The organism is Novosphingobium lindaniclasticum LE124, assembly GCF_000445125.1.
In the GTDB taxonomy this organism is placed as follows: Bacteria; Pseudomonadota; Alphaproteobacteria; order Sphingomonadales; family Sphingomonadaceae; genus Novosphingobium; species Novosphingobium lindaniclasticum.
In genome coordinates this window covers 15,328-36,023 of record NZ_ATHL01000061.1, presented here as the reverse complement: position 1 = coordinate 36,023, position 20,696 = coordinate 15,328, and the positions used below count along the sequence as shown (strand labels likewise).

17 protein-coding genes are annotated in these 20,696 nt (G+C 64.3%); 5 read left to right on the top strand and 12 right to left on the bottom strand.

Features of this window, described 5'->3' with window-relative positions; genetic code table 11:
- Positions 1 to 14: 14 nt before the first annotated feature.
- The 9 genes from L284_RS33475 to L284_RS33435 all read right to left on the bottom strand — a co-directional run bounded on the left by L284_RS33475 (position 15) and on the right by L284_RS33435 (position 10,022).
- The gene (locus L284_RS33475) at positions 15 to 1,118 is read right to left on the bottom strand and encodes an IS630 family transposase (protein ID WP_031341929.1); all 1,104 of its coding nucleotides are present in this window, start codon (positions 1,116 to 1,118) and stop codon (positions 15 to 17) included.
- A 162-nt stretch (positions 1,119 to 1,280) separates the two neighbouring features.
- A complete protein-coding gene (locus L284_RS33470; RefSeq protein WP_152524639.1) occupies positions 1,281 to 1,793 on the bottom strand; it encodes a hypothetical protein in 513 nt (170 codons plus the stop codon).
- Positions 1,794 to 1,998: 205 nt separating this feature from the next.
- Positions 1,999 to 2,289 (bottom strand): YMGG-like glycine zipper-containing protein, encoded by a 291-nt coding sequence (locus L284_RS33465; RefSeq protein WP_021233678.1) that lies wholly within the window; start codon positions 2,287 to 2,289, stop codon positions 1,999 to 2,001.
- Positions 2,290 to 2,589: 300 nt separating this feature from the next.
- A complete protein-coding gene (locus L284_RS33460) occupies positions 2,590 to 3,060 on the bottom strand; it encodes a DUF3429 domain-containing protein (protein WP_031341927.1) in 471 nt (156 codons plus the stop codon).
- Positions 3,061 to 3,124: 64 nt separating this feature from the next.
- Positions 3,125 to 4,345, bottom strand: coding sequence for a phospholipase A (locus L284_RS33455; RefSeq protein ID WP_021233676.1), 1,221 nt, complete (start codon positions 4,343 to 4,345; stop codon positions 3,125 to 3,127).
- 86 nt (positions 4,346 to 4,431) lie between these two features.
- Positions 4,432 to 4,857, bottom strand: a complete 426-nt coding sequence (locus tag L284_RS33450) for a response regulator (RefSeq protein ID WP_021233675.1) — start codon at positions 4,855 to 4,857, stop codon at positions 4,432 to 4,434.
- Positions 4,854 to 6,014, bottom strand: a complete 1,161-nt coding sequence (locus tag L284_RS33445; protein WP_021233674.1) for a sensor histidine kinase — start codon at positions 6,012 to 6,014, stop codon at positions 4,854 to 4,856. Before L284_RS33445 ends, L284_RS33450 begins: the two co-directional genes overlap by 4 nt.
- A gap of 103 nt (positions 6,015 to 6,117) precedes the next feature.
- The gene (locus tag L284_RS33440) at positions 6,118 to 7,014 is read right to left on the bottom strand and encodes a CheR family methyltransferase (RefSeq protein ID WP_021233673.1); all 897 of its coding nucleotides are present in this window, start codon (positions 7,012 to 7,014) and stop codon (positions 6,118 to 6,120) included.
- A complete protein-coding gene (locus L284_RS33435; RefSeq protein ID WP_021233672.1) occupies positions 7,011 to 10,022 on the bottom strand; it encodes a response regulator in 3,012 nt (1,003 codons plus the stop codon). The genes L284_RS33440 and L284_RS33435 overlap by 4 nt, the downstream gene beginning before the upstream one ends.
- Positions 10,023 to 10,409: 387 nt before the next feature.
- On the opposite strand from L284_RS33435, the gene L284_RS33430 reads away from it, so the two are divergent.
- The 4 genes from L284_RS33430 to L284_RS33415 all read left to right on the top strand — a co-directional run bounded on the left by L284_RS33430 (position 10,410) and on the right by L284_RS33415 (position 16,029).
- On the top strand, positions 10,410 to 12,092 hold the full coding sequence (locus L284_RS33430) for an ABC transporter transmembrane domain-containing protein (protein WP_021233671.1): 1,683 nt from the start codon (positions 10,410 to 10,412) through the stop codon (positions 12,090 to 12,092).
- The gene (locus tag L284_RS33425; protein WP_021233670.1) at positions 12,076 to 13,167 is read left to right on the top strand and encodes an HlyD family secretion protein; all 1,092 of its coding nucleotides are present in this window, start codon (positions 12,076 to 12,078) and stop codon (positions 13,165 to 13,167) included. The genes L284_RS33430 and L284_RS33425 overlap by 17 nt, the downstream gene beginning before the upstream one ends.
- A complete protein-coding gene (locus L284_RS33420) occupies positions 13,157 to 14,596 on the top strand; it encodes a TolC family protein (RefSeq protein ID WP_031341920.1) in 1,440 nt (479 codons plus the stop codon). Before L284_RS33425 ends, L284_RS33420 begins: the two co-directional genes overlap by 11 nt.
- Before the next feature lie 161 nt (positions 14,597 to 14,757).
- Positions 14,758 to 16,029 carry an MFS transporter gene (locus tag L284_RS33415; RefSeq protein ID WP_031341918.1) on the top strand — a complete coding sequence of 424 codons (1,272 nt, stop codon included), beginning with the start codon at positions 14,758 to 14,760 and terminating at the stop codon, positions 16,027 to 16,029.
- Positions 16,030 to 16,322: 293 nt separating this feature from the next.
- On the opposite strand, the gene L284_RS33410 is transcribed toward L284_RS33415, so the two are convergent.
- From L284_RS33410 to L284_RS33400, 3 genes are all read right to left on the bottom strand, one after another.
- Positions 16,323 to 16,703, bottom strand: a complete 381-nt coding sequence (locus L284_RS33410) for a group III truncated hemoglobin (RefSeq protein ID WP_021233667.1) — start codon at positions 16,701 to 16,703, stop codon at positions 16,323 to 16,325.
- 110 nt (positions 16,704 to 16,813) lie between these two features.
- Entirely contained in the window at positions 16,814 to 18,979 is a 2,166-nt protein-coding gene (locus L284_RS33405; RefSeq protein ID WP_021233666.1) for a TonB-dependent receptor domain-containing protein, read from the bottom strand.
- Positions 18,980 to 19,183: 204 nt separating this feature from the next.
- Positions 19,184 to 19,696, bottom strand: coding sequence for a CHAP domain-containing protein (locus L284_RS33400; protein ID WP_021233665.1), 513 nt, complete (start codon positions 19,694 to 19,696; stop codon positions 19,184 to 19,186).
- A gap of 331 nt (positions 19,697 to 20,027) precedes the next feature.
- Here L284_RS33400 and L284_RS33395 point away from each other — a divergent pair, with 331 nt between their 5' ends.
- Entirely contained in the window at positions 20,028 to 20,468 is a 441-nt protein-coding gene (locus L284_RS33395; RefSeq protein WP_021233664.1) for a MerC domain-containing protein, read from the top strand.
- The last annotated feature ends 228 nt before the right edge of the window (positions 20,469 to 20,696 follow it).

The following is a 20,696-nucleotide window of genomic DNA, read 5'->3' as shown; positions in this document are numbered from 1 at the left end:
CTAGTCATCTGAATCTAAAGTTCGCCACATAATGTGCGTTCTGCGGTCTGGCAGAAGCGCTTGACCGAGGCGAGGATCTCGTCTGCCGACTTTGTCCATCGGTACGGCTTTGGGTTCTGATTGTGACGTTCGATGAAGGTTCGGATGTCCTGCTCCAGTTCGCTCGTGGAGGTATGAACTCCGCGGCGTAACTGCTTGCGGGTAAGCTCGGCAAACCAGCGTTCGACCTGGTTGATCCAGGATGCCGAGGTTGGCGTGAAATGGACATGGTAGTGCGGGCGACGGGCGAGCCATGCCCGGACCAACGCGGTCTTGTGAGTGGCGTAATTGTCCATGATGATGTGGACATCGAGGTCGCGCGGTACCTGCGCGTCGATCTGTTTGAGGAAGTCGAGAAACTCGGTGGCGCGGTGACGCTTGTAGCATTTGCCGATGACAAAGCCCGAGGCAATATCGAGCGCTGCGAAGAGTGAGGTCGTGCCATGACGGACATAGCTGTGCGTGCGGCGCTCCGGCATGCCAGGCATCATCGGAAGGACCGGCTGCTCGCGATCGAGAGCTTGAATCTGGCTCTTCTCGTCCACGCTGAGCACCAACGCTCGGTTGGGCGGCGACAAATACAGACCGACGATATCGCGGACCTTGTCGACGAACAGCGGATCGCTCGACAGCTTGAACGTCTCCGAGCGATGCGGCTGAAGTCCGAAGGCGGTCCAGATGCGTCGGATCGTCGTGTGTGAGAAGCCAGTTTCTCCTGCCATCGAGCGGATCGACCAGTGGGTCGCGTCATCGGGCTTTGAACGCAGCGTCCGCTCGATCACGGCCGCCACCTGATCGTCCGCGATCGATCTGGGCCTGCCTGGTCGAGCCTCGTCCAGCAGCCCTTCGATACGATCCTTGAGAAAGCGCCGGCGCCACTTGCCGACGGTGTGCTCATGCACTCCCAACTCCGCCGCTACGACCTTGCTTTGGATGCCGTCCGCGCAGCGTAGGATGATCCGACACCGCTCCGATATCGAGCGGGATACCCGCCGCCGCCGGACCTGCCGCTCCAAATACTCACGTTCTTCAGGCTCCAAAACCACCGGTGCCGTCGGCCGTCCGCTCGCATTCGCCATGCTGCGCTCCTCTTGTCGCACACACAACATACAATGAAGCTTACTTTAGTTCCAGATGACTAGAGCATTTTCTAATCAGGTGGAATCACCTGATGACTCGGACCATGCGTCAAACCAGAAAGTTGGAGCGGTCGATCCGATGCAATCGGATCGGAAACCATTCTAGCGCTGGGCGCCGGCCAGTTGCCGGGTCGCGGCGGTGGGCGTCGTTGTAGCGGCGGGGAGGGCTGCCGGTCGCTCCGTCGCCGAGGCAGACGCGGTCGCGGGTGATGCCAGGGCTTCCTGCACGTCCTGGGCGGCCTGCTCTGCCGATGCGGCGACAAGATCGGCGCTGTCCTCGCTTCCGGGCAAGACGAAGGAAGCATCCGTCATGACGTCCTGCTCCGGATCGTACACCGGATCGGGATAGGCATAGACCATCCCCGCGCCGGTATAATCGTCCGTCTCATCGCGGAAACGTGACGATGACGTGTCGGCGGCAGGGGACAGCCAACTAGAGGCGTAGCTTTCGCCATAGTATTCCGTCGCAGGTTCCGGCTCCGGCGATTGCCACGCTGGGCTTTCGGGCCGGTCTTCCGCGATGCCGACCATGCGGGTAGGCGTATTTCCTGCCGCGAAGAGGCCCAAAGCGACGGCGCAAGCCGCGCCCGCCGCAAATCCGATCGTGCGCTGCACTTCCATTCTCCGCGTGGTCGGTCCGCCTATCATAACGTCCCGGCGTCACGCCCGTTCCGAGGCGCCGCCTGGCAACCGTTGCTGGCCCGATCGTTTCGGCCTTCGGAAAAAGGCTGCGGCGATCCCGGCGGAGGGCGATCTCGAAAAGGCGGAGGCCGGGAAAAGGCGGGGACGTGCCGCCGCCTTCAACCGTCCGCCCGGTCTCTTAGTAGCGGTGGCGGCGGCCTCTGTCGTCGTACCAGTAGCGGCGGCCGTCCGATCCGCGATAGACTTCGCGCCGCTTCCCGTCCTCGGTTATGTAGCCGATAGCCGCGCCGGCCGCCGCCCCGATCGCGGCGCCCTGGGCGGCGTCGCCCCCGGCAATCGCGGAAAGGGCCGCACCGCCCGCCGCGCCGATGAGCGCCCCGCGCGTGGCGGCGCGCCGCTCCGCCCGGTCGCTGGCGCATCCTCCCAGTACGACGCTGGCTGCGATGGCGACGATGATGGCCTTGTGCACTTCTTTCTCCTTTTTCGTGATGCAGCCGCGACGCTACCGACAGGTGCGAAGGCGGCATCGTGGGCGCGGCGATGGACGAAAGAGAGTGACCCTCGAATGAATGGCGCCGTCCGAGCGCGGCGGGTTGTCGCGCCCCACCTGACATTGCGGGGGCTGGAGAGAATTTCGCGGCGAGCTGCGATGCTGGACGCGTTCCGCTATAGCTTTTTCTAATCAGGTGGAATCACCTGATGGCTCGGAAAATGCATCGAACCAGAAAGTTGGAGTGGTTGATCCGATGCAATCGGATCGGAAACCGCTCTAAGACAGCGAGATCTTCACCAGGATCGCCAGGAGCGAGACGATCGCAATGCTCATCTGTTTCGGGCGCAGCGCCGCGAAGTAGGCGGGAACATCGCCTTTCGCGGCGCCTATGGTATCCGCGATCGGTACGACGATATAGCCTGCGGCAAGAACCGCGAGGGCCGTGACAGGCGATCCTGCGGTCGCCAGGATGAGAGCGAGACCGCCAAGCGACACGTAGACCATCATCGTCAGGATTTCAGCCCTGGTCGAGGCTGCCGGATCACCGAAGCCGAAACCGCGCCGCACGCCGCCGAGGAAGGCCAGGATCAAGGCGCCCCAGATGATCGTCAGGTCGACCGCGACGCCGCTCCAGCGCGGAACGAACCAGCAGGCCAGTGCGCCCGCCACGAAGGGCAGCATCGGTCCATAGCCGAAGATCCTGCTGTCGAGGGGGATCGCGGGTCGTCCAGCGCGGGAATCATGCATGCAAGCGGCAACGAACCGGAACCCTCAAGGTTGCGGGTCAGCATCTGTACCGCTTTTGGCTGTCCTACCGCACCAGTGCCACGCCGATCCGCAGGCGGGTCATGCGCCGGTTGTAGTCCAGAAGGTTCTCGCCGTACCCTGTGAAAGTCTGGCCGAAAAGGTAGAAATCCGGCCCCCCTCCCAGAATGCGGCGCAAGGGATAGGACAGATCCGCAGCCACGGAGCCTTTCCCGCTGCCCAGGTTGAAGCGGCTGGAGGTGGACAGCCGCAGCCCATTCTCCTGGCCGATTTCGACGGAGACTCCGGTGTTCCCCCGATAGCGCCGGATATCCGGGTTATCCGAAAGGTCGCCCAGGTAGAGCCACGCGCGCGGCGCCACCGTCAGGCGCAGGTCCTCGCCCAGCGAGAACGCCGCCATCGGAGCCAGGTAGACGGTGTTGAGGCTGCGCGAGAAAGTCCCATCCCGCCCGTTCGACTCGTGCCGCAGGCCGATCTGGGCGCTTACGGTGGTCTGGTCCGACAAGGCCTTGGGCGGCGTGACATAGAAGATTTCCGGCTGAAAATCGATGTTGCGGAACGGCGAGGAGTTCGCGCCGAGATCCCAGAACATCCGCTGCGTATAGGCGAAGTAGAAACCGTCGCGCCAATGCCGTCGCCCTTCGCCGGCCTGGCTTCCGAACAGTTGGTATTTGAAACTGATCTGTATGCGCGCTTCGCTATTGGTGCCCGGACCGTAGACGGCATAGATCGGCTCATAGGCGCTCAGGTTCTCTATGAAGGCATTGCCCACGGTGCGATCGCTAGGCGGCGGCGTGGGCGGCGCCTCTGCTTGCGCCGCGCTGTTTGCAAAAGTGGCCGCAGGAACCGCAGGGGGACCCCCCGCCGGAAGGGTCACCGCTTGACCGCCCCAGAAAGGAACGGAAAGCGCGGCGCCGTTCTGGAAACCGGCGCGATCCAGCCGGTATCGCACGCTGGCGAAACGTCCGGGCGCCACCGTGACCGTGGCAGGGGTGGCGCTGTCTCGCCGCAGCGTAACGGTGCGTCCCTCGCCCAGGGCGCCCGGCCGCGCGAGCCGCGCTTCGACGCGTTCCGGCACGCTGGCTTCGGCATCGCTTGCCCCGGTGTTGAGCAGGCGGACGTCGATCTGCGCCTCCCCGTCCGAAAGTACGTCCACATGTCCGATCAAGGTTTCGATCGCGCCCTGCGCGAAAGCCGTGCCCGGCAGAAAAGCCGCCAGTGCCAGCGCCGGAGGGAAAGTGAGCAGGCTTTTCATCGAGCCGGTCATGCTCCATCGTCAAGGATCCCCGACCAATAGGCTTCGCAGCGCCGCTGGCAAGTGCCCCTTCGGTCCGTCCCCGACCGGCGGCGCGCTCAATGGGGAAGTCGGCTGATCGTACCCCAGAAATTCACGACATCGTGCAGGGCCTGGGTATATTTGCCGCTGTTGAAGGGTTTGACCACGTAGCAACTCGCGTGACGCTCGTAGCACTCCCGGATATCCGTGGGGGATTCGGACGAGGTGAACATGACGACGGGGATGTGGCGCAGTCCGGGATCGGACTTCACCGCCACGAGCAGATCCTTGCCGTCCATTCGCGGCATGTTGATGTCGAGGAGAATGAGCTGCGGGATAAGCGGCGCGCCCGTGCCGGGTTCCGGCCGAAGCAGTTCGAGAGCATGCATCCCGTCGTTGGCGATGGTCAGCGAACAGGGATGCGGCGATTTCGCCAATGCCCGCTGCGTCATTTCGACGTCGCCTTCATTGTCCTCGACGACCAGTATCTTGAACGGCTTCATGGCAGCGGGGCCTCCTTGACCGGGAGTGTGAATTGGAAGGTCGTTCCTTCCCCCGGCGCCGAGACGAAATCGATCTCGCCGCCGTAGAGCTGGATGAACTTGCGGCAGGTGGACAGGCCGATGCCGGTTCCGGGGTAATCCTCCTTGCGGTGCAGCCGCTGGAAGATGGTGAAGATCCGCGACCGGAAGGTCTCGTCGATGCCGATGCCGTTGTCCTTCACTGCAAACCGCCAGGCATGGCGCTGCCTGACGGCCGCGATCTCCACTTCGGGACGACGATTGCCGTCCTGATATTTGAGCGCGTTCCCGATCAGGTTCTGGAAGAGGATCCGAACGAGCGTGGAACTGGCTTCCAGTCGCGGCAGGTGGCCATAGGTCACTTGCGCATCCGTTTCCCTGATCTGGTCCTCGAATTCCGAGAGGACCTCTGCCAGCACGGCTTCGCAATCGACGGTTTCCACGATGATATCCTCGCGTCCGACGCGGGAGAAAGTGAGAATGTCGTTGATCATCTTCTGCATGCGCCGCGCATTGTCGAGAATGAAGTTCAGGTACCGCCTGCTGCCATCATCCAGCTTCTCTGCCGCGTGCTCGGCCAGGAGACCGGCGAAGGCGTTCATCATGCGGACCGGTTCCTGCATGTCGTGGGAGCATATATAGGCGAAGCGCTCCAGTTCCTCGTTCGACTGCGAGAGCACGGCATTGAGACGCAGGATCTGCTCGCGCTGCAGGTAGAGGTCGATGTAGACCGCGACTTTGCTCTTGAGGATGTCAGGATTGATCGGTTTGAAGATGTAGTCCACCGCGCCGATCTCGGCCGCTCTCGAGGCGTATTTTTCCTCCTTGGAAATGGCCGTGACGAAAATGATCGGCACCCCGGCCATGCCCTCGTGCTCCTGCATCAGCATGGCCGTTTCGAAACCGTCCATCTCGGGCATCTGCACGTCGAGAAGGACGATGGCGAAGCGATGGCGCAGCACCAGGGACAGCGCCTCGTTCCCGGAAGACGCCTTGAAGATCCGCGCCGGCAGCGGCCTGAGCACCTTTTCGGTCGCCAGCAGGTTCTCCCAGCGATCGTCGACGAGAAGAATCTTCGGGACATTCTCTGCCAGGGCGTCCGGCCCGGTCACCGGTTGCCGGAGCATCGTGCTCGTCATGCCGCTCTCCTCCCTTCGTGATCCTGCGCCGTGATCCTGCGCCGCGATCCTGCCTCCACGGCGAGGCATTTCGGTCGTTTCAGTCCCGCCCGGACACATGCCGTCAGGCTTTCTTCCGGTAGATCTTCTGACGGCTGTCCACGGCGTCGTAGAGCGGCGCGACGGCCGAGAACATCAGGCTCTCCTTCGTCCCCAGCCACAGATAGCCGCCATGGCGCAGCGCGCCGGTGAACAGGTCGAGGACACGGTCTTGCAAGGTCTTGTCGAAATAGATGAGGACGTTCCGGCAAGAGATCAGGTTCATCTCGCCGAATACCCCGTCCGTCACGAGGTTGTGGTACGAGAAGGTAATCCGGTCGCGGAGGAAGCTCTTCATCCGCGCGAACCCATAGCTCGGCGTATAATAGTCCGAAAATGCGGCCCTTCCGCCGGATTGCCGGTGATTGGCGGCGTAGACCGGCATGAGCCGCTCGGGATAGATGCCTTTCTCGGCGGTATCGAGGGAGATCTTGTTGAAATCGGTGGCGTAGAGGCGCGTCCGGTCGAGGTAGCCTTCCTCGTGCAAGAGTATCGCAAGCGAATAGACTTCCTCGCCCGTCGCGCAGCCGGCGCACCAGATCTTGATGAAAGGATAGGTCTTGAGCACCGGCACCAGGCTGTCGCGTATGGCCCGGTAGCAGGGCGGATCGCGGAACATTTCCGTTACCGTCACCGACAGGAAGCTGAGCAGCCGGTCGAAGAAGTCCCGGTCGTGCAGGATGGGCGAGAGCAGATCGCCGAGATGCGCGAGGCCTGCCGCCTTGCGCGCCTGGTCGAGGCGGCGACGAAGAGAGGCAGGGGAATAGTGGGCGAAGTCGTAACCCCAGCGCCGGCGTATCGCTTCCAGCAGCAACGATATCTCGATGGCGCCGACCTCGCGCCCGGCAGGTTCCGGGGACGTATCGGCACTATCGGGAAGCGCGCCGGGCAGCGGGCGGCGGGCGGTGGCATCCGGTATCATGCCGCCTGCTCCTGGCGGAACAGCCAGATCCGCAGCAGCGTCAGCAACCGGTCGATGTCGACCGGCTTGGTCATGTAATCGTTGGCTCCTGCCTCGATGCAGCTCTCCGCCTCTCCCGGCATCGCGCGCGCGGTGAGGGCGACGATCGGCAGGTTCGCCCATTCCCGATTCCTGCGAATTTCCCGGATGGCCTGATAGCCGTCCATCACGGGCATCATCACATCCATGATCACCAGTTCGATCCGCGGGTTCTCGCGCAGGCTGTCGAGCGCCATCTGCCCGTTGTCGGCAATGACGAGGGTTAGACCATGCTTCTTGAGCGCCTTGGACAAGGCGAAAGTGTTTCGCATATCGTCGTCGACCAGCAGGATCGTCCGGTCCTTCAGGGCCTCGTCCGGGTCGTGGTGCATGCGGATGAGAGCTCGCTGCTGGTGCGAGAGGCTGGATTCCACGCTGTGCAGGAACAAGGTCACTTCATCGAGCAGGCGCTCCGGCGAGGAGGCTCCCTTGATGATGACGCTTTCGGTATATTGCACCAGGCTGCGGTTTTCCTCCTCGGTGAGGTCGCGCGCGGTATGAACGATGACCGGCGGACGATGGCCTTCCAGGTCTTCCGCCGCTTGGAGCCACTCGAAGCCGGTCATGTCCGGCAAGCTCAGGTCGAGAATGACGCAGCCGAAGTCGCCAGAGGCCATCTGCTGGAGCGCTGCGGTGCCGGTTTCGCAGACGACGATCTCGATCCGTTTGTGGGCGAGGAGGCTGCGGATGGCCGTTTGCGTCGCCCGGTCATCCTCGATCAGGAGCACGCGTTTTATCTCGGTCTCCAGCACCGTCTCGATGCGGACGAAGGCGCGGTCGAGGTCTTCCTCGCTTACCGGCTTCGCCAGATAGCCCAAGGCCGCCCCGCGCGGCGTTGCCGGAACGTCGCCCTCGTCGATCGCGGAAATGACGTGCACGGGGATGTGCCGGGTGTTCAGCCCATGCTTGAGCTGATCCAGAACGCGCAGCCCGTTCATGTCGGGAAGGCGAAGATCGAGAAGGATGGCCGTCACCGGATGATCGGCCGCCAGCATGAGACCCGTCATGCCGTTATCGGCGACCAGGACTTTGTAACCGCGCGCTCGCGCCGTCTTCATCAGGGTCATGGCGAAAGCCCGATCGTCCTCGATGACCAGCAGGATCCGCTCACCGGGGATGATCGCCTGGCGATCGTCTTCTACGAAGGGCCTGGGCGCAGGGAGAACATCGTTCGGCGGATCGGGCAGGGCCGCTACCGGCGCGACAGGCGCAGCCAACCGCTCCACTTGTCCTGCGGGCAGGTAGAGCGTGAAGGTCGATCCCTCTCCCTTGACGCTGCGGACGTGGATCTCTCCGCCGAGAACTTGCGCGAACTTGCGCGCGATGGTGAGGCCCAGGCCCGTGCCGCCGTAGTGACGATCGATGGATCCGTCTTCCTGCTGAAACGCTTCGAAGATGTCCTTCAGCTTGCCTTCTTCTATGCCGATGCCCGTGTCGGTCACGGCCAGAGCCACGGTATGGGCCGGATCGAGTTCGGCCCGCTGCAGCGTCTCGTCTTCCGACACGCGCCTCAGAGCCAGAGTGACCGCGCCGCGTGCGGTGAACTTGAAGGCATTGGACAGCAGGTTCTTGAGGATCTGTTCCACCCGCTGGGCGTCCGTATGGAGATTCGCGGGAAGCAGGGGATCGCGCTCGATCTGGAAAGCGACTCCCTTGTCACGGGACACCGGCTCGAAACTCGCGCGAAGGCGCGCGACCAGGGCATCCACGGGCATATCCGCGGCCATGACATGGATCTTGCCGGCTTCGACCTTGGACAGGTCGAGGATGTCGTTGATGAGGTTGAGCAGTTCCAGGCCGCCACTGTGGATCACGCGCGCCTCCTCCGCCTGCTCCTCGGTAAGGTTGCCCGTCTCGTTGGCGGCCAGGCTGCGCGACAGGATCAGCAGCGAGTTGAGCGGCGTGCGCAACTCATGGCTCATGTTGGCAAGGAATTCGGACTTGTATTTCGATGACTGTTCGACCTCCCGCACTTTCTGCTCGACCAGGCGTTTCGCGGCCTCGAGATCGTCGGCCTGTGCCTGGATTCGCTCGTTCTGCTCCTCCAGCGCGCAGGTCTTTTCCTCCAGTTCCTCGTTGGAGGCCTCGATTTCCTCGTTCGACGCCTTCAGTTCTTCCTGCTGGACCTTCAGTTCTTCCTCGCGCCTTTCCAGTTCCTGCGTGTACAGCCTTTCCTGAGCGAGCGAACGGCCGCGGCTGCGCTGATAGAACCAGACGGCCAGGACCATGCCCAGATAGGACGCCAGCGAGATGCCTCCTGTCAGCCACTTGTTGTGATCGAGGTTGGCAGCGTCGATCTCCTGTCGCTGCTTCAGCAGATGCTGTTCCTCTGCCGTCATGATGGCGAGCTGTTCGCCGACCCGCGCCATGAGCGCGGCGCCCTGTTTCAGCTCGTCCTCGATCGTGGCCGCCCGTCCGGTCGTGCGTTTCTCTACGCCCGCCGCCAGATGGTCGAGCAGGGCCTGGCTTCTCACCTCCAGTTCGTCGAGATTGGCGCGCTGGGATGGATTGTCGGCGGTCATGCGGCGCAGCAGCGCCAGTTCCTGCCGGATCGACCGGCGCATCGGTGTCCGGGTATCGCTCGGAGAGGCGTTTTTGCTGTCGCGCAGAGCATCGCGATAGGACTGGAGAAAGCCGGGGTCGCCGGTCAGGAGATAGCCGGGCTGCGCAGCTTGAGCGCCTTGATAGAGGTTCTGCAGGAGCGAGATGTGGCGACGGACCGTGTAGGTATGCTCCACCCAGCCTCTGGCCCGATCGGCCGAGGCGCTCTGGCTGATGAAGATCAGAGCTGCGAACAGGAAGCTGGCGGTGATGATGGCGATGGCAATGGCAATGGCCGTCGCGTGGCGGGCAGACCAGTTTTCCCTTCGCGACACGAGCGTCATGGGAATGTCACCGCGTTCAAGCGCCAGGCCAGCATCATCGCGCATCGAGTCTCAGGAATTGCTGACGATCATCTCGGCAGGCTAATCCCGATCCCGTACTGATTGTCTAACCGGGGCATACGTCTAACTACGGTGCACGATCTGATCCGTAGCAGGCAGCGCGCCGGAGCGCGGTTCGTCCTGCCCCGGGGGGAACGTCCGTCGTCTCCCGTCCGTGCGTTTAGACACGCATTGTAACGCGCAATACATCCATCCCAACAGATCAGGCGATAGAGGCCCCGGTCGCGTTGCGGCGACCCTGGAGTGCATCCGCCCCGGCCTGAGCATTCCTCTCTGCCAAGACGTTCGTTCGGGCGCCCGAGGCGCCCCGTTGAAGAGGAAGAAACGTCGATGGCAGCCGGTCCCCAAGGACGGATAGATTGGGGCACATTCATGAACTGGGCACGCGGCGTGCTGGCGCCGGACCGCCCCTTCATGACGATGGCGATGATCTACGGCGCCGCGATCGGCCTGCTGTCGCTCGCCACCCCGATCTCGGTGCAGATGCTGATCAACTCGGTGGCGAATACGGCGCTGCCCGTGCCGCTGTTCACGCTGGCGGCCGTGCTGTTCGGGCTTCTGGCGCTGTGGTCGCTGCTGGGCGCGCTGCGCAGCTATGTGATGGAGATCTTCCGCAGGCGCCTTTTCGCGCGTTCGGTGGCGGAGATCACCCTGCAGGCGGTCCATGCCCAGAACCCCTTCTTCCAAGACGAGCGGCGCAGCGACCTGTTCAACCGCTTCTTCGAGATCGCGAACGTTCAGAAGGCGATCCCCTCGCTGCTGATCGGCGGGTTTACGATCTTCTTCCAGGCGATGATCGGCTTCATCGTCACCTCGTTCTACCACCCGGTGTTTCTGGCGTTCAACTTGCTGTTCGTCCTGGCGGTTTACCTGATCTGGAAGATCTGGGCGCGCAGCGCGATGGAAAGCGGCGTGGCGCTGAGTCACCGCAAGTACGAGACGGCGCATTGGCTGGAGAGCGTGGGCGCCTCCAACGGCTTCTACAAATCGAGCCGCCATCTCGACTATGCGATGGACATGTCGGAGATGCGCACGGCGGCTTACATCGATGCGCACCGCGAGCATTTCAGTTCGACCTTCCCGCAGAGCGTGGCTCTGCTGCTGCTCTATGCCCTGGCCAGCGCGGCCCTGCTGGCGCTGGGCGGCTGGCTGGTCATTCGCGGCCAGCTTTCGATCGGTCAACTCGTCGCGGCGGAACTGATCCTTTCGAGCGTGTTCTATGGCGCCGCGCAGCTTGGGCCTTATCTCGACACTTTCTACGACCTGGTCGCAGCGGTGGAGGAACTCTCGCTCTTCCATGCCATTCCCGTGGAAGACCTCGCGCCGCGCGGCCAAGGCGATGCCCGGCCGCGCAACGGAGCGCTGTCGCTGCGCCGGGTGGCGATTGCGGCGGAAGGCGGGCGCGCCCGTTTCGATCTGGACATTCCCTCGGGGACGCACGCCGTGGCGGCCGGCGATCCGGGCGTGGACCGCCTGCTCAGCCGTCTGCTCAAGCGCCATTACCGGGCGGACGAGGGGCTCATCAGCCTGGGCGGGGCGGATATCGCGGCGCTCAACATCTATCGCCTGCGCAGCGACGTGATCGTGCTCGATCGGCCGGATATCGTCGAGATCACCATCCGGGACTACTTGCGCCTCGCCAATCCGCAGGCGGATTCCTCGGAAGTTCTGGACGTGCTGGACGTGGTCGGCCTGGGCGACCGGATCGTCACTCTCGAAGGCGGCATGGACTGCCTCCTGTCCTCGACCGGCTGGCCGATGACCCGCGCCGAGACGATGCGGCTGAAGCTGGCCGGAGCGCTGCTGGCCCGTCCCCGCGTGCTCATTCTCTCGGCCCTGTTCGACATGGTGCCGGTGGAGGAACTGCGTGCCGCGCTGAAGCGGCTGGACGACCGGGAGACGACCATCATCGTCTTCACCTGCCGGCCCGACGCTTTCGCGTTCGACCACATGCTCTGGCTTGGACGGGATTCCCAATTGCTGACACAGGACCGTGCGGCCTTCGCCGCCGCCCGCAATGCCGCGAAGGGAGGTCTTCATGCCCTTCCGCGATGAACATATCGTCCATTTCAAGACGCTCCAGAGCCTGCGTCCGCCGCGCCCCGCGCGGGTGCTGGGATGGATGCTGCTGACCGCGATGATCGCCGCGATCGCGTTCCTGCTCCTGGTGCCATGGGTGCAGACCTCCACCGGCACCGGCTCGGTCATCGCGCTCGACCCGCGCGACCGCGTGCAGAACATCACCGCGCTCGTGCCGGGCCGGGTCGAGGAATGGTACGTGACCGATGGCGAACTGGTGAAGAAGGGCGATCGGATCGCCCGCATCGCCGACAACGATCCCAACCTGATCGCGCGTCTTCAGGCGGAGCGCGCGCAACTGGACGCCGAAATCGCAGCGACCCGCCAGGCGATGGACGTGGCCCGGCGCGACGTCGGCCGCATGGAGCAGCTCTACGGCGAGGGGCTGGCGCCGCGCCGCGATCTCGAACTCGCGCAGATCAAGGTGGCCGATTATGGCGCCAAGGTCGCCAAGAGCCTGGCCGACCGCAACCGTCTGGATATCAACATCAAGCGCCAGTCGGTGCAGATGGTCCATGCTCCGCGCGATGGCCGTATCCTGCGCATTCTGGGCGGCGACAGTGCCACGATGGTGAAGGAAGGGGACGTGATCGCCACTTTCGCGCCCGAACAGGCGGTGCGGGTCGTTGAACTCTATGTCGACGGACGCGACGTTCCGCTGATCTACCCGGGACGTCCGGTGCGGCTGGAGTTCGAAGGCTGGCCGGCCATCCAGTTCAGCGGCTGGCCCTCGGTCGCCGTGGGCATGTTCGACGGTCAGGTGCGGGCCATTGATGTGTCCGCCTCCGCGAACGGTCTGTTCCGCGTGCTGGTGGAGCAGAAGCCGGGCGCGCGTTCCTGGCCGAACGAGCCTTTCGTGCGCCTTGGCGCGAAAGTTCGCGGCTGGGTGATGATGGACACCGTGTCGAGCGGCTACGAACTCTGGCGCCTGCTCAACGATTTCCCGCTGCAATATCCGGTGAGCGCGCTCGATACGGGGACGTACACCGGCAGTGCAGGGGCGGGCACGTCAGGCGGCTCGGCGCAGAAGGAAGGCGGCAATGCGAAGTAAGCGCCGTTCGGCGTGGTTGTTCGCGGCGGGGCTCTACGCGCTCTGCGTGCCCGCCGCCGCCCAGCAGATCGCGCCGCTCCCGTACCCGGCGCCGGTGGATGCGCCGGTCCTGGAACTGGACGATCTGCTCGCGAATTCCGCCAGGCAATCCCCGCAGATTATCGAGGCGCTCGCCCGCACCCGCATTGCCGACGGCCGGCGACTGGCTGCGGAGGGCGCCTTCGATACCGTGTTCACCGCCGAGGGCGGATCGCGGCTCGTCGGCTACTATGGCGGCACTTACGCCGACGCGAAGGTCGCGCGTCCGCTGGAGAACTGGGGCGGGCAGGTTTACGGTGGCTACCGCGCGTCCAGCGGCCGGTTCCCGATCTACGAGGACAAGAAATACACCAATGAATTCGGAGAGATCCGGGCCGGCGCGGTGTTCTCCCTGCTGCGCGACCGGATGATCGACGACCGCCGCTTCGGCCGCGTGGCGGCGGATGCCGATCGCGCCGTGGCGGATGCGGAGCGGCAGATGGTCGCCATCGGCGTGCAGCGCAAGGCGCTGGATGCCTATCTCAACTGGATCGCTTCGGGCGAGCGGCTGAAGATCTATCGGCAACTCCTCGACCTTGCGCAGCAGCGCCAGCGCGGCCTGCAGCGCGCTTACGAGGCCGGTCTGCGCCCGCGCATCGTTCTGACCGAGAACGATCAGATGGTGCTGCGCCGACAAGCCATGGTCGTTCAGTCGGAGCAGGCGCTGGCTTCGGCTGCCAACGCTCTCTCGCTTTACTGGCGCGATGGCGAGGGGACGCCCCGGATCCCACGGCGGGAACAGTTGCCGGGTGTCTTGCCCGATCCGGTGGTCATGGGCGCGCCGCAGGATATAGAACGGCCGGACCTGCTGGTGGCTCAACTCAAGGCAAGGCTGGTGCAGGACCGCCTCGCGCTCGATCGCAATGCTCTGCTGCCCCGGCTCGACCTCAATATGGAAGTGGCCCGCGACATCGGCGATATCGGTCCTGGCGGCCCTTCGCGCAGCGGCAACGACGTCCGCTTCGGAGTCACGTTCTCCGTACCGCTCGAACAGCGCGCCGCGCGGGGCAAGCTGATGCAGACGCAGGCGGAACTCGACGCCAATCGCGCCCGCGCTAGGTGGCTGGATGAGCAGATCCAGGCGGAAGTGAACGGGATCTTCATCGCTTTCGATGCCGCCGGGCAGCTGATCGCGCTGACCGAGCAGGAGCGGCAGCGGGCGGATGCCATGGCGGTGGCGGAGCGGCGGCGCTTCGAGATGGGCGCCAGCGACCTGTTCCTCGTAAACACGCGCGAGGAGACCGCAGCCAATGTCGCGCTCAACCTGCTGGACGGCCGGATGCGCAGGCTTTCCGCCAGTGCGGATCTGGCGGCAGCCTCGGGGAACGGCACGGCGCTGGGGCTGCCCTGAGCGAGCATCGCCGGGTAATTTTATTACGCCGATATAGGCTGCATCGTCCGGGGAATTGCTTTAAGGGCGGCCGCTTGGTTGTGAGCGGTTCCTGGGGGCCTAGTCTTGTTTGAAGCAGTTGAACCGATCGGGCCATGCACGTCCGTAGCGGAGATCGCCGCGTGAGCGTCTATCGAAAGAATGCGCGGGTGCTGACGGCCAGCCTGGTCGGCACGGCGGTCGAGTTCTACGACTTCTACATCTATGCCACGGCCGCCGCCCTGGTGTTCGGACCGCTGTTCTTTCCGGCCGAATCGGCTTCGGTACAGCGCTTGGCCGCTTACGCCAGCTTCGCCATCGCCTTCGTGGCCCGGCCTGTGGGTGCCACGCTGTTCGGCCACTTCGGGGACCGGGTCGGGCGCAAGTCCACGCTGGTGGCCTCGCTGCTGTTGATGGGCGGCGCGACCGTCATCATCGGCCTGCTGCCCACGTACGAGAGCATCGGCTGGCTGGCCCCGCTGCTGCTGTGTCTGATGCGCTTCTCGCAAGGGCTGGGTCTCGGCGGCGAGTGGGGCGGCGCGGCGCTGCTGGCGGTGGAGAATGCACCGCCGGGATGGCGCGCGCGCTTCGGCATGTTCCCGCAGCTCGGCGCGCCGGTGGGCTTCATCGCCGCCAACGGGCTGTTCCTGATCTTCAGCATGACGTTGAGCGACGCGCAGTTCCTTGCCTGGGGCTGGCGCATTCCTTTCCTGCTCAGTTCCGTGCTCGTGGGACTGGGCCTGTGGATCCGCCTGAAACTGACGGAAACACCGGCTTTCGAGGCTGCGCTGGAAGAGGCGCCGCCGAAATCGATCCCGATCGTCGAACTGTTCCGCAGCCATCTGGGCCAGACCCTGGCGGGCACGTTCGCCGTGATCGCCTGCTTTGCGATCTACTATCTCACGACCACGTTCGCACTCGGTTACGGCACCCAGACGCTGGGCTACGATCGTCAGAGCTTCCTGGGTGTGCAGCTTTTCGCCATTCTGTTCATGGCGCTCGGCATCGTGCTGGCAGGCTACGCGGCCGATCGCTGGAGTTCGCGCGGCGTGCTGATCGCCGGCTGCGTGGGAGCGATCGTGGTCGGTCTGCTCATGGGGCCGATGTTCGCTGCCGGCTCGCTCGCGGCGATCGCGGGGTTCCTCTGCCTGGGCCTGTTCGCGATGGGTTTCGTCTACGGCCCGATCGCCTCTCTCCTGCCGCAGATGTTCGATGCCCGGGTGCGTTATACCGGCTCATCCATCGCCTTCAACGTGGGCGGGATCTTCGGCGGCGGCTTCGCGCCGGCCATCGCGCAGACGCTCGCGGACAAGGGCGGCGTGCTTTACGTCGGCGCCTATATATCGGTGGCGGCGGTACTGAGCCTGCTCGGCCTCCTGTCCATTCGCCGTAGCACCGAAGCCGAGTTCGTCTAGGGATCTAGCGCTCGTCCATCGGCCGCCGCGCTCCAAGGTCTAGAGCATGGTGGAACAGTCGGCTGCTGGAACTCGGCGTGATGGCGACCGAGCAGATCGACTATGTCCGCGTGGCGCGCCCGTCGACGATCACGTTGGGATGCTGACCCTTGGCGCGGTCGGTAGGCGTCCGTCCGGGCGGGGCAAGGATATGGCCGGCTGGGTGGTCCAGTGTTCGCCGTCTTCGGAGCGCATGACCAGCGCCCTATGCGACGATTGGGCGAGCGTGGTCGTCCGGATTGCAGGTGCCGGGTTCAGGCAAGCCTGAAATAGAGCGAGAGCTGGAGGCTTTCGGCGATCATCCGCGCCTTCTGCCGGAGGACCTCGGCCCGGGCCGGAAGCAGCAGTTCCGTCGTCGTCTGATCCCAGAGTTCCAGCCAGCGGCCGAACATCTCCGGCGTGATTTTCGGTTCGATCGCGCCGTGGACGGCCACCGGGTTGCCCTTGTACCGGCCCGAGGAAAGGATCACCGAAGACCAGAAGGCGACGAGCCGTTCGAGATGATGGTTCCAGTCGTCGACGGCGGCCTCGAACACCGGGCCCAGCAGGGGATCCCGCCTGATCTTCTGATAGAAGGCCGGCACGACCAGGGCCAGGTCCGCTTCCGTCGGCAGGGTGTCGTCCTCGATGGCCATGGCGCCGGAATGCCTCCTCTTGCCCGTCAAGGAAATGACGCTTCCTGCCGCTATGTCAAGAAAGCCGGGAGAGAGCGGAACTGTCCCCCGGCCCGTGTCCTTGGCGGCGATCAGAACGCCGTGCGCAGGCCGAACACCACGTTCCGTCCGCGCAGGGGCGAGGCATCCTTCACGAAGGAGGCGTGGTTGAGCGCGAAGGCGTTGGTGAGGTTGGTTCCGCGCGCGAAAAGCTCGGCCCAGCGTTCGCCACCGAGGGGCAGCTTGTACGATACCGTCAGGTTCAGCATGTCATAACCCGAGGTTTCGGTCTCGAAGTCAGCGATGCGGTCCTGCCGGAACGTGCGATAGTATTCCGCCTGGGCCGAGAACGGACCCGTCGCGGCATCGACGCGGGTGCCGAGGCGGCCGGGAGGAATGCGCGGCAGGTTGCCGCGATCGTTCGTCAGCTTGGCGCGAACGTAGTCTCCGAAAACCGAGACCCCCAGTTCCGGCACGACCTGATGCCGCACTTCGCCGTCGACCCCGGTGAACGTGGCGTCGGCCGCCACGTAGTGGATCAGGCGGAACTGCTCGAAGCGATCGAGGGTCTGGCCGAAGATGTAGTTGTCCACCTTCTGGTGATAGGCGCCGACCGTGAAGGTGGTCGGGCCGCTCGTCTTGCGGAAGGTGAGGTTGATCGACTTGCCGGTCTCGAGACGGTTCTCGGTGGAGGCCATGCCCTCGAACGTGCGCCCCGTGACCATGCCGATCTCGTAGGTGTTCGAGGCGAAGTGTGGACCGAAGGCATAGAGTTCCTGTACGCCCGGCGCTCGCTGCGATCGGGCGAGCGACAGGGACAGCGAATAGCCGTCGGTCACTTGCCAGAGGGCCGAGGCCGATACCGAAAAAGGATCGTGCGAGGTGGCTGGCATGAAGCTGGCAAGGCTCGTCTGCGGACGGATGCGCTGCCATTCCTGCCGCACTGCCGCTTCGATGCGGACCGGGCCGAACTCCCGGCTTTCGTGCAGGAACAGGGCGGTGCTGTCGATGTCGAACGGCGTGTATCTCGTCGTATCGTTCTCGATGTAGGAATGGATGCCGCTGAAGGTGCTGTCGGAATGCTGGACGCCGAACACGCCGCGGAAGCCGGCGAGCGGCTTGTGGGTCAGCTCGAAGCGCACGTCGAACGCCTTGTTGCGGAAGCTCGCGGCAATATCGTCATGCTCGATCTCGTCATGGCGGTAGGTGGTATGCGCCATGCGGAAGCGGACGCGCTCGAAACCGGGAAGGGGGTCGCGATAGTCGCTGCGGATATCGAAGCGCTCGCTGCGCAGCTTCACGAAGATGCTCTCTTCGTGGTCGTGATCGTGATCGTGATCGTGGTCGTGATCGTGATCGTGATCGTGATCGTGGTCATGCCCGTGATCATGATCGTCGTGCCCGTGATCGTCCTCATCGCCGTGACCATGCGATCCGCAGTGGAGGCTGGGACCGTGGGTATGGCAATCCTCATAGGCGTGGCTGTGGCCGGGCAGTCCGTACGTGCTGCGAGTGCGCGTATAGCCGAAGCCGAGGTAGCCATCCGCACCGATCCACGAGGCACCGGCGCTGAAGGTCGAGCTTTCGCTCCACGAGCCGGGCACGCGCTTTTGCCCGAACGCGCCCGGCACCCGGTAGTCGTCGGTTTCACGGTGGGCGCCTTCGACGCGCAAGGCCAGCGCGCCAGTACCCACCGTCACGCCGCCCACGGCGGAGCGTTCGTCGTCGCCCGTGCCCAGGCGCCCTTCGGCAGCACCAGAGATGCCGTTCACGGGCACTTCGGTGGGGATCTTGGTGTCGAGCAGGTTCACCGCGCCGCCGATCGCGCCGCCGCCGTAGAGCAGGGCCGAAGGGCCGCGCAGCACTTCGATGCCGCGCAGCAGCAGCGGTTCGCCGGTGATCGCATGGTCGGCCGAGACGCCCGAGGCGTCCTGCACATTGGCGCTGTCCGACAGCACCTGCACGCGCGGTGCCGTCTGACCGCGAATCACCGGGCGGCTGGCGCCGCCGCCGAAGTTGTCGAAGTGGATACCCGGCTGCCCGGCCAGCGTCTCGCCCAGCGTGCCCTGGCGGCGATGGGCGAGTTCGTCACCGGAAAGAGTCACGACCGGGGTGGCGGTCTCGTCGGCGGTTTCCTCGAGCGGTGCGGACGTCACCAGGATCTCGCTCGGGCCGTAACTCGCCTCCTCGGCGAGGGCGGCGGCGGGTATCAGAGCAAGGAGCGAAACGGCGGAACGGTGCAGAATGCGGACGGACAAGAAACAGACCCCCTGGAAACGGCTGGAATGCAGATCGACCGATCGGGACCGGTCCGCTGCTTCGGATTTTTGATCGCCGCGTCGTGCAGGCGCTCAGCGCCTCGCCGATGCGACGACGCTCAGGGTTTATGGTATGAGATAACGTAACACAACTAGCGTTCATGGATCTCACGTTTATTTACAATCCAGCAACTTCGATCGCCTTCAGCCGGCCTTGTTGGGCGAACCGTCGTCTTGCGCGGTCGCCAGGGTGGCGGTCTCGTGGGGTGAACCGTTGTAGATGAATCCGAACGTGGGGTTTTGGCGGGAGCCGAGGGCGCGGCTGGGGCCATACCAGACGCGCACGTTGCTCCAGTCCCCCGCCTCGGACACGTCTTCGGCCAGCGCGCTGCGCTCTACAAGGCCCGGACGCGACCAGTTGGCGTGATCGAGCAGGACGTGCCGGGCATCGACGACCTCGCGGATCATCGCGACATGGCCGTAGGGCATTGCAGCTGTCGATTTGAACACCAGCACCGCGCCCGCTTCCGGTGAACTGCCGCGCTTGTAGGTGCCTTCGGCCTGATCCCACCAGGTTGCGGCATTTCCGTGAATGCCGATGCCGGACTGGGCGCGCGCATAGGGCACGCATTGAAGAGGACGCGCCAGGGCCGGCGCGAAGAACGCCTGAGCGGAAAGAGACAGCAAAGCGGCGACGACGACGGAAACCTTCTTCATGGCGAGACGTTATATCGTCTCTGCCGTCCAGAGGTAGCCCGACCCCGGTTGGGTTGCCGTGCAGAGCGCACGGCTCGTCGCGCGCCGGGAACCGAATCGGTCCATCCGCGATTAAGCGCCTCGATCTCGATCGTTAAGCGGCGCGGCAAGCGATTCTGCCGGTCGGCGATGGACGGTTGGGTATGCGAGACGGATCGGAGACAGCGATCCCATCCGCAGTTTCGCTTTTCCGCGGCATGGCGACATTTTTTCACGCCGGCCTCTTCTCATCCCGAACACGCTTACCATGTTATGTTGTAACATAACTGGAAAACAAGCCGGAGCCTTCCCCATGAGCGAGCAATGCGAAACCCTGGATCGGGAGCCAGGGCGGTTCTTCACGGACTTCGTGGAGTCGGCAGCGATCTCGGCGTCCACGCTCTGCATGATCCACTGTCTCGCCCTGCCGCTGCTTCTGTTCCTGCTGCCGGGGCTGCTCGGCACGTTCTTCCAGTCCGAACTGTTCCATATCGTCGCGCTCGGGCTGGTCGTGCCGGCGGCCTTGGCGGCATTCCTGCTGGGCTATCAGCGACATGGAGCGGTCGGACCGGCCCTGTTCGGCGTGGCGGGTATCGCGTGCCTGGTCATGGGGGTTTTCCTGCCGATCGCTCCACTGAGCGAAGTGGGGCTGACAGTCGCAGGAAGTGCGCTGCTGGTCGCCGGCCATGCGTGGAACTGGCGCAAGCGGACGGCGCAGACAGGCTGCAACGCCATGGCTACCATCAAAAAGTAGCCCCGCAGGACTCATGCCAGCGGGGCCAGTTTTTGGGTCGCATCTGAAGCGCCGGCCTGGTCTCAGATCCCCCGATCCAGCGATCCCTTGCAGGATCGCTCCCCCCGACGCCCAGGAGCAAAGTTCTATACCAACAGGGGCGATTCGCTGGTGATGCAAATTGCTGTAAATTGCCGAACGGCGCTGATTTATGTTAATGAGTCAAGGCGATAGGTCTTGTCTGTGCAG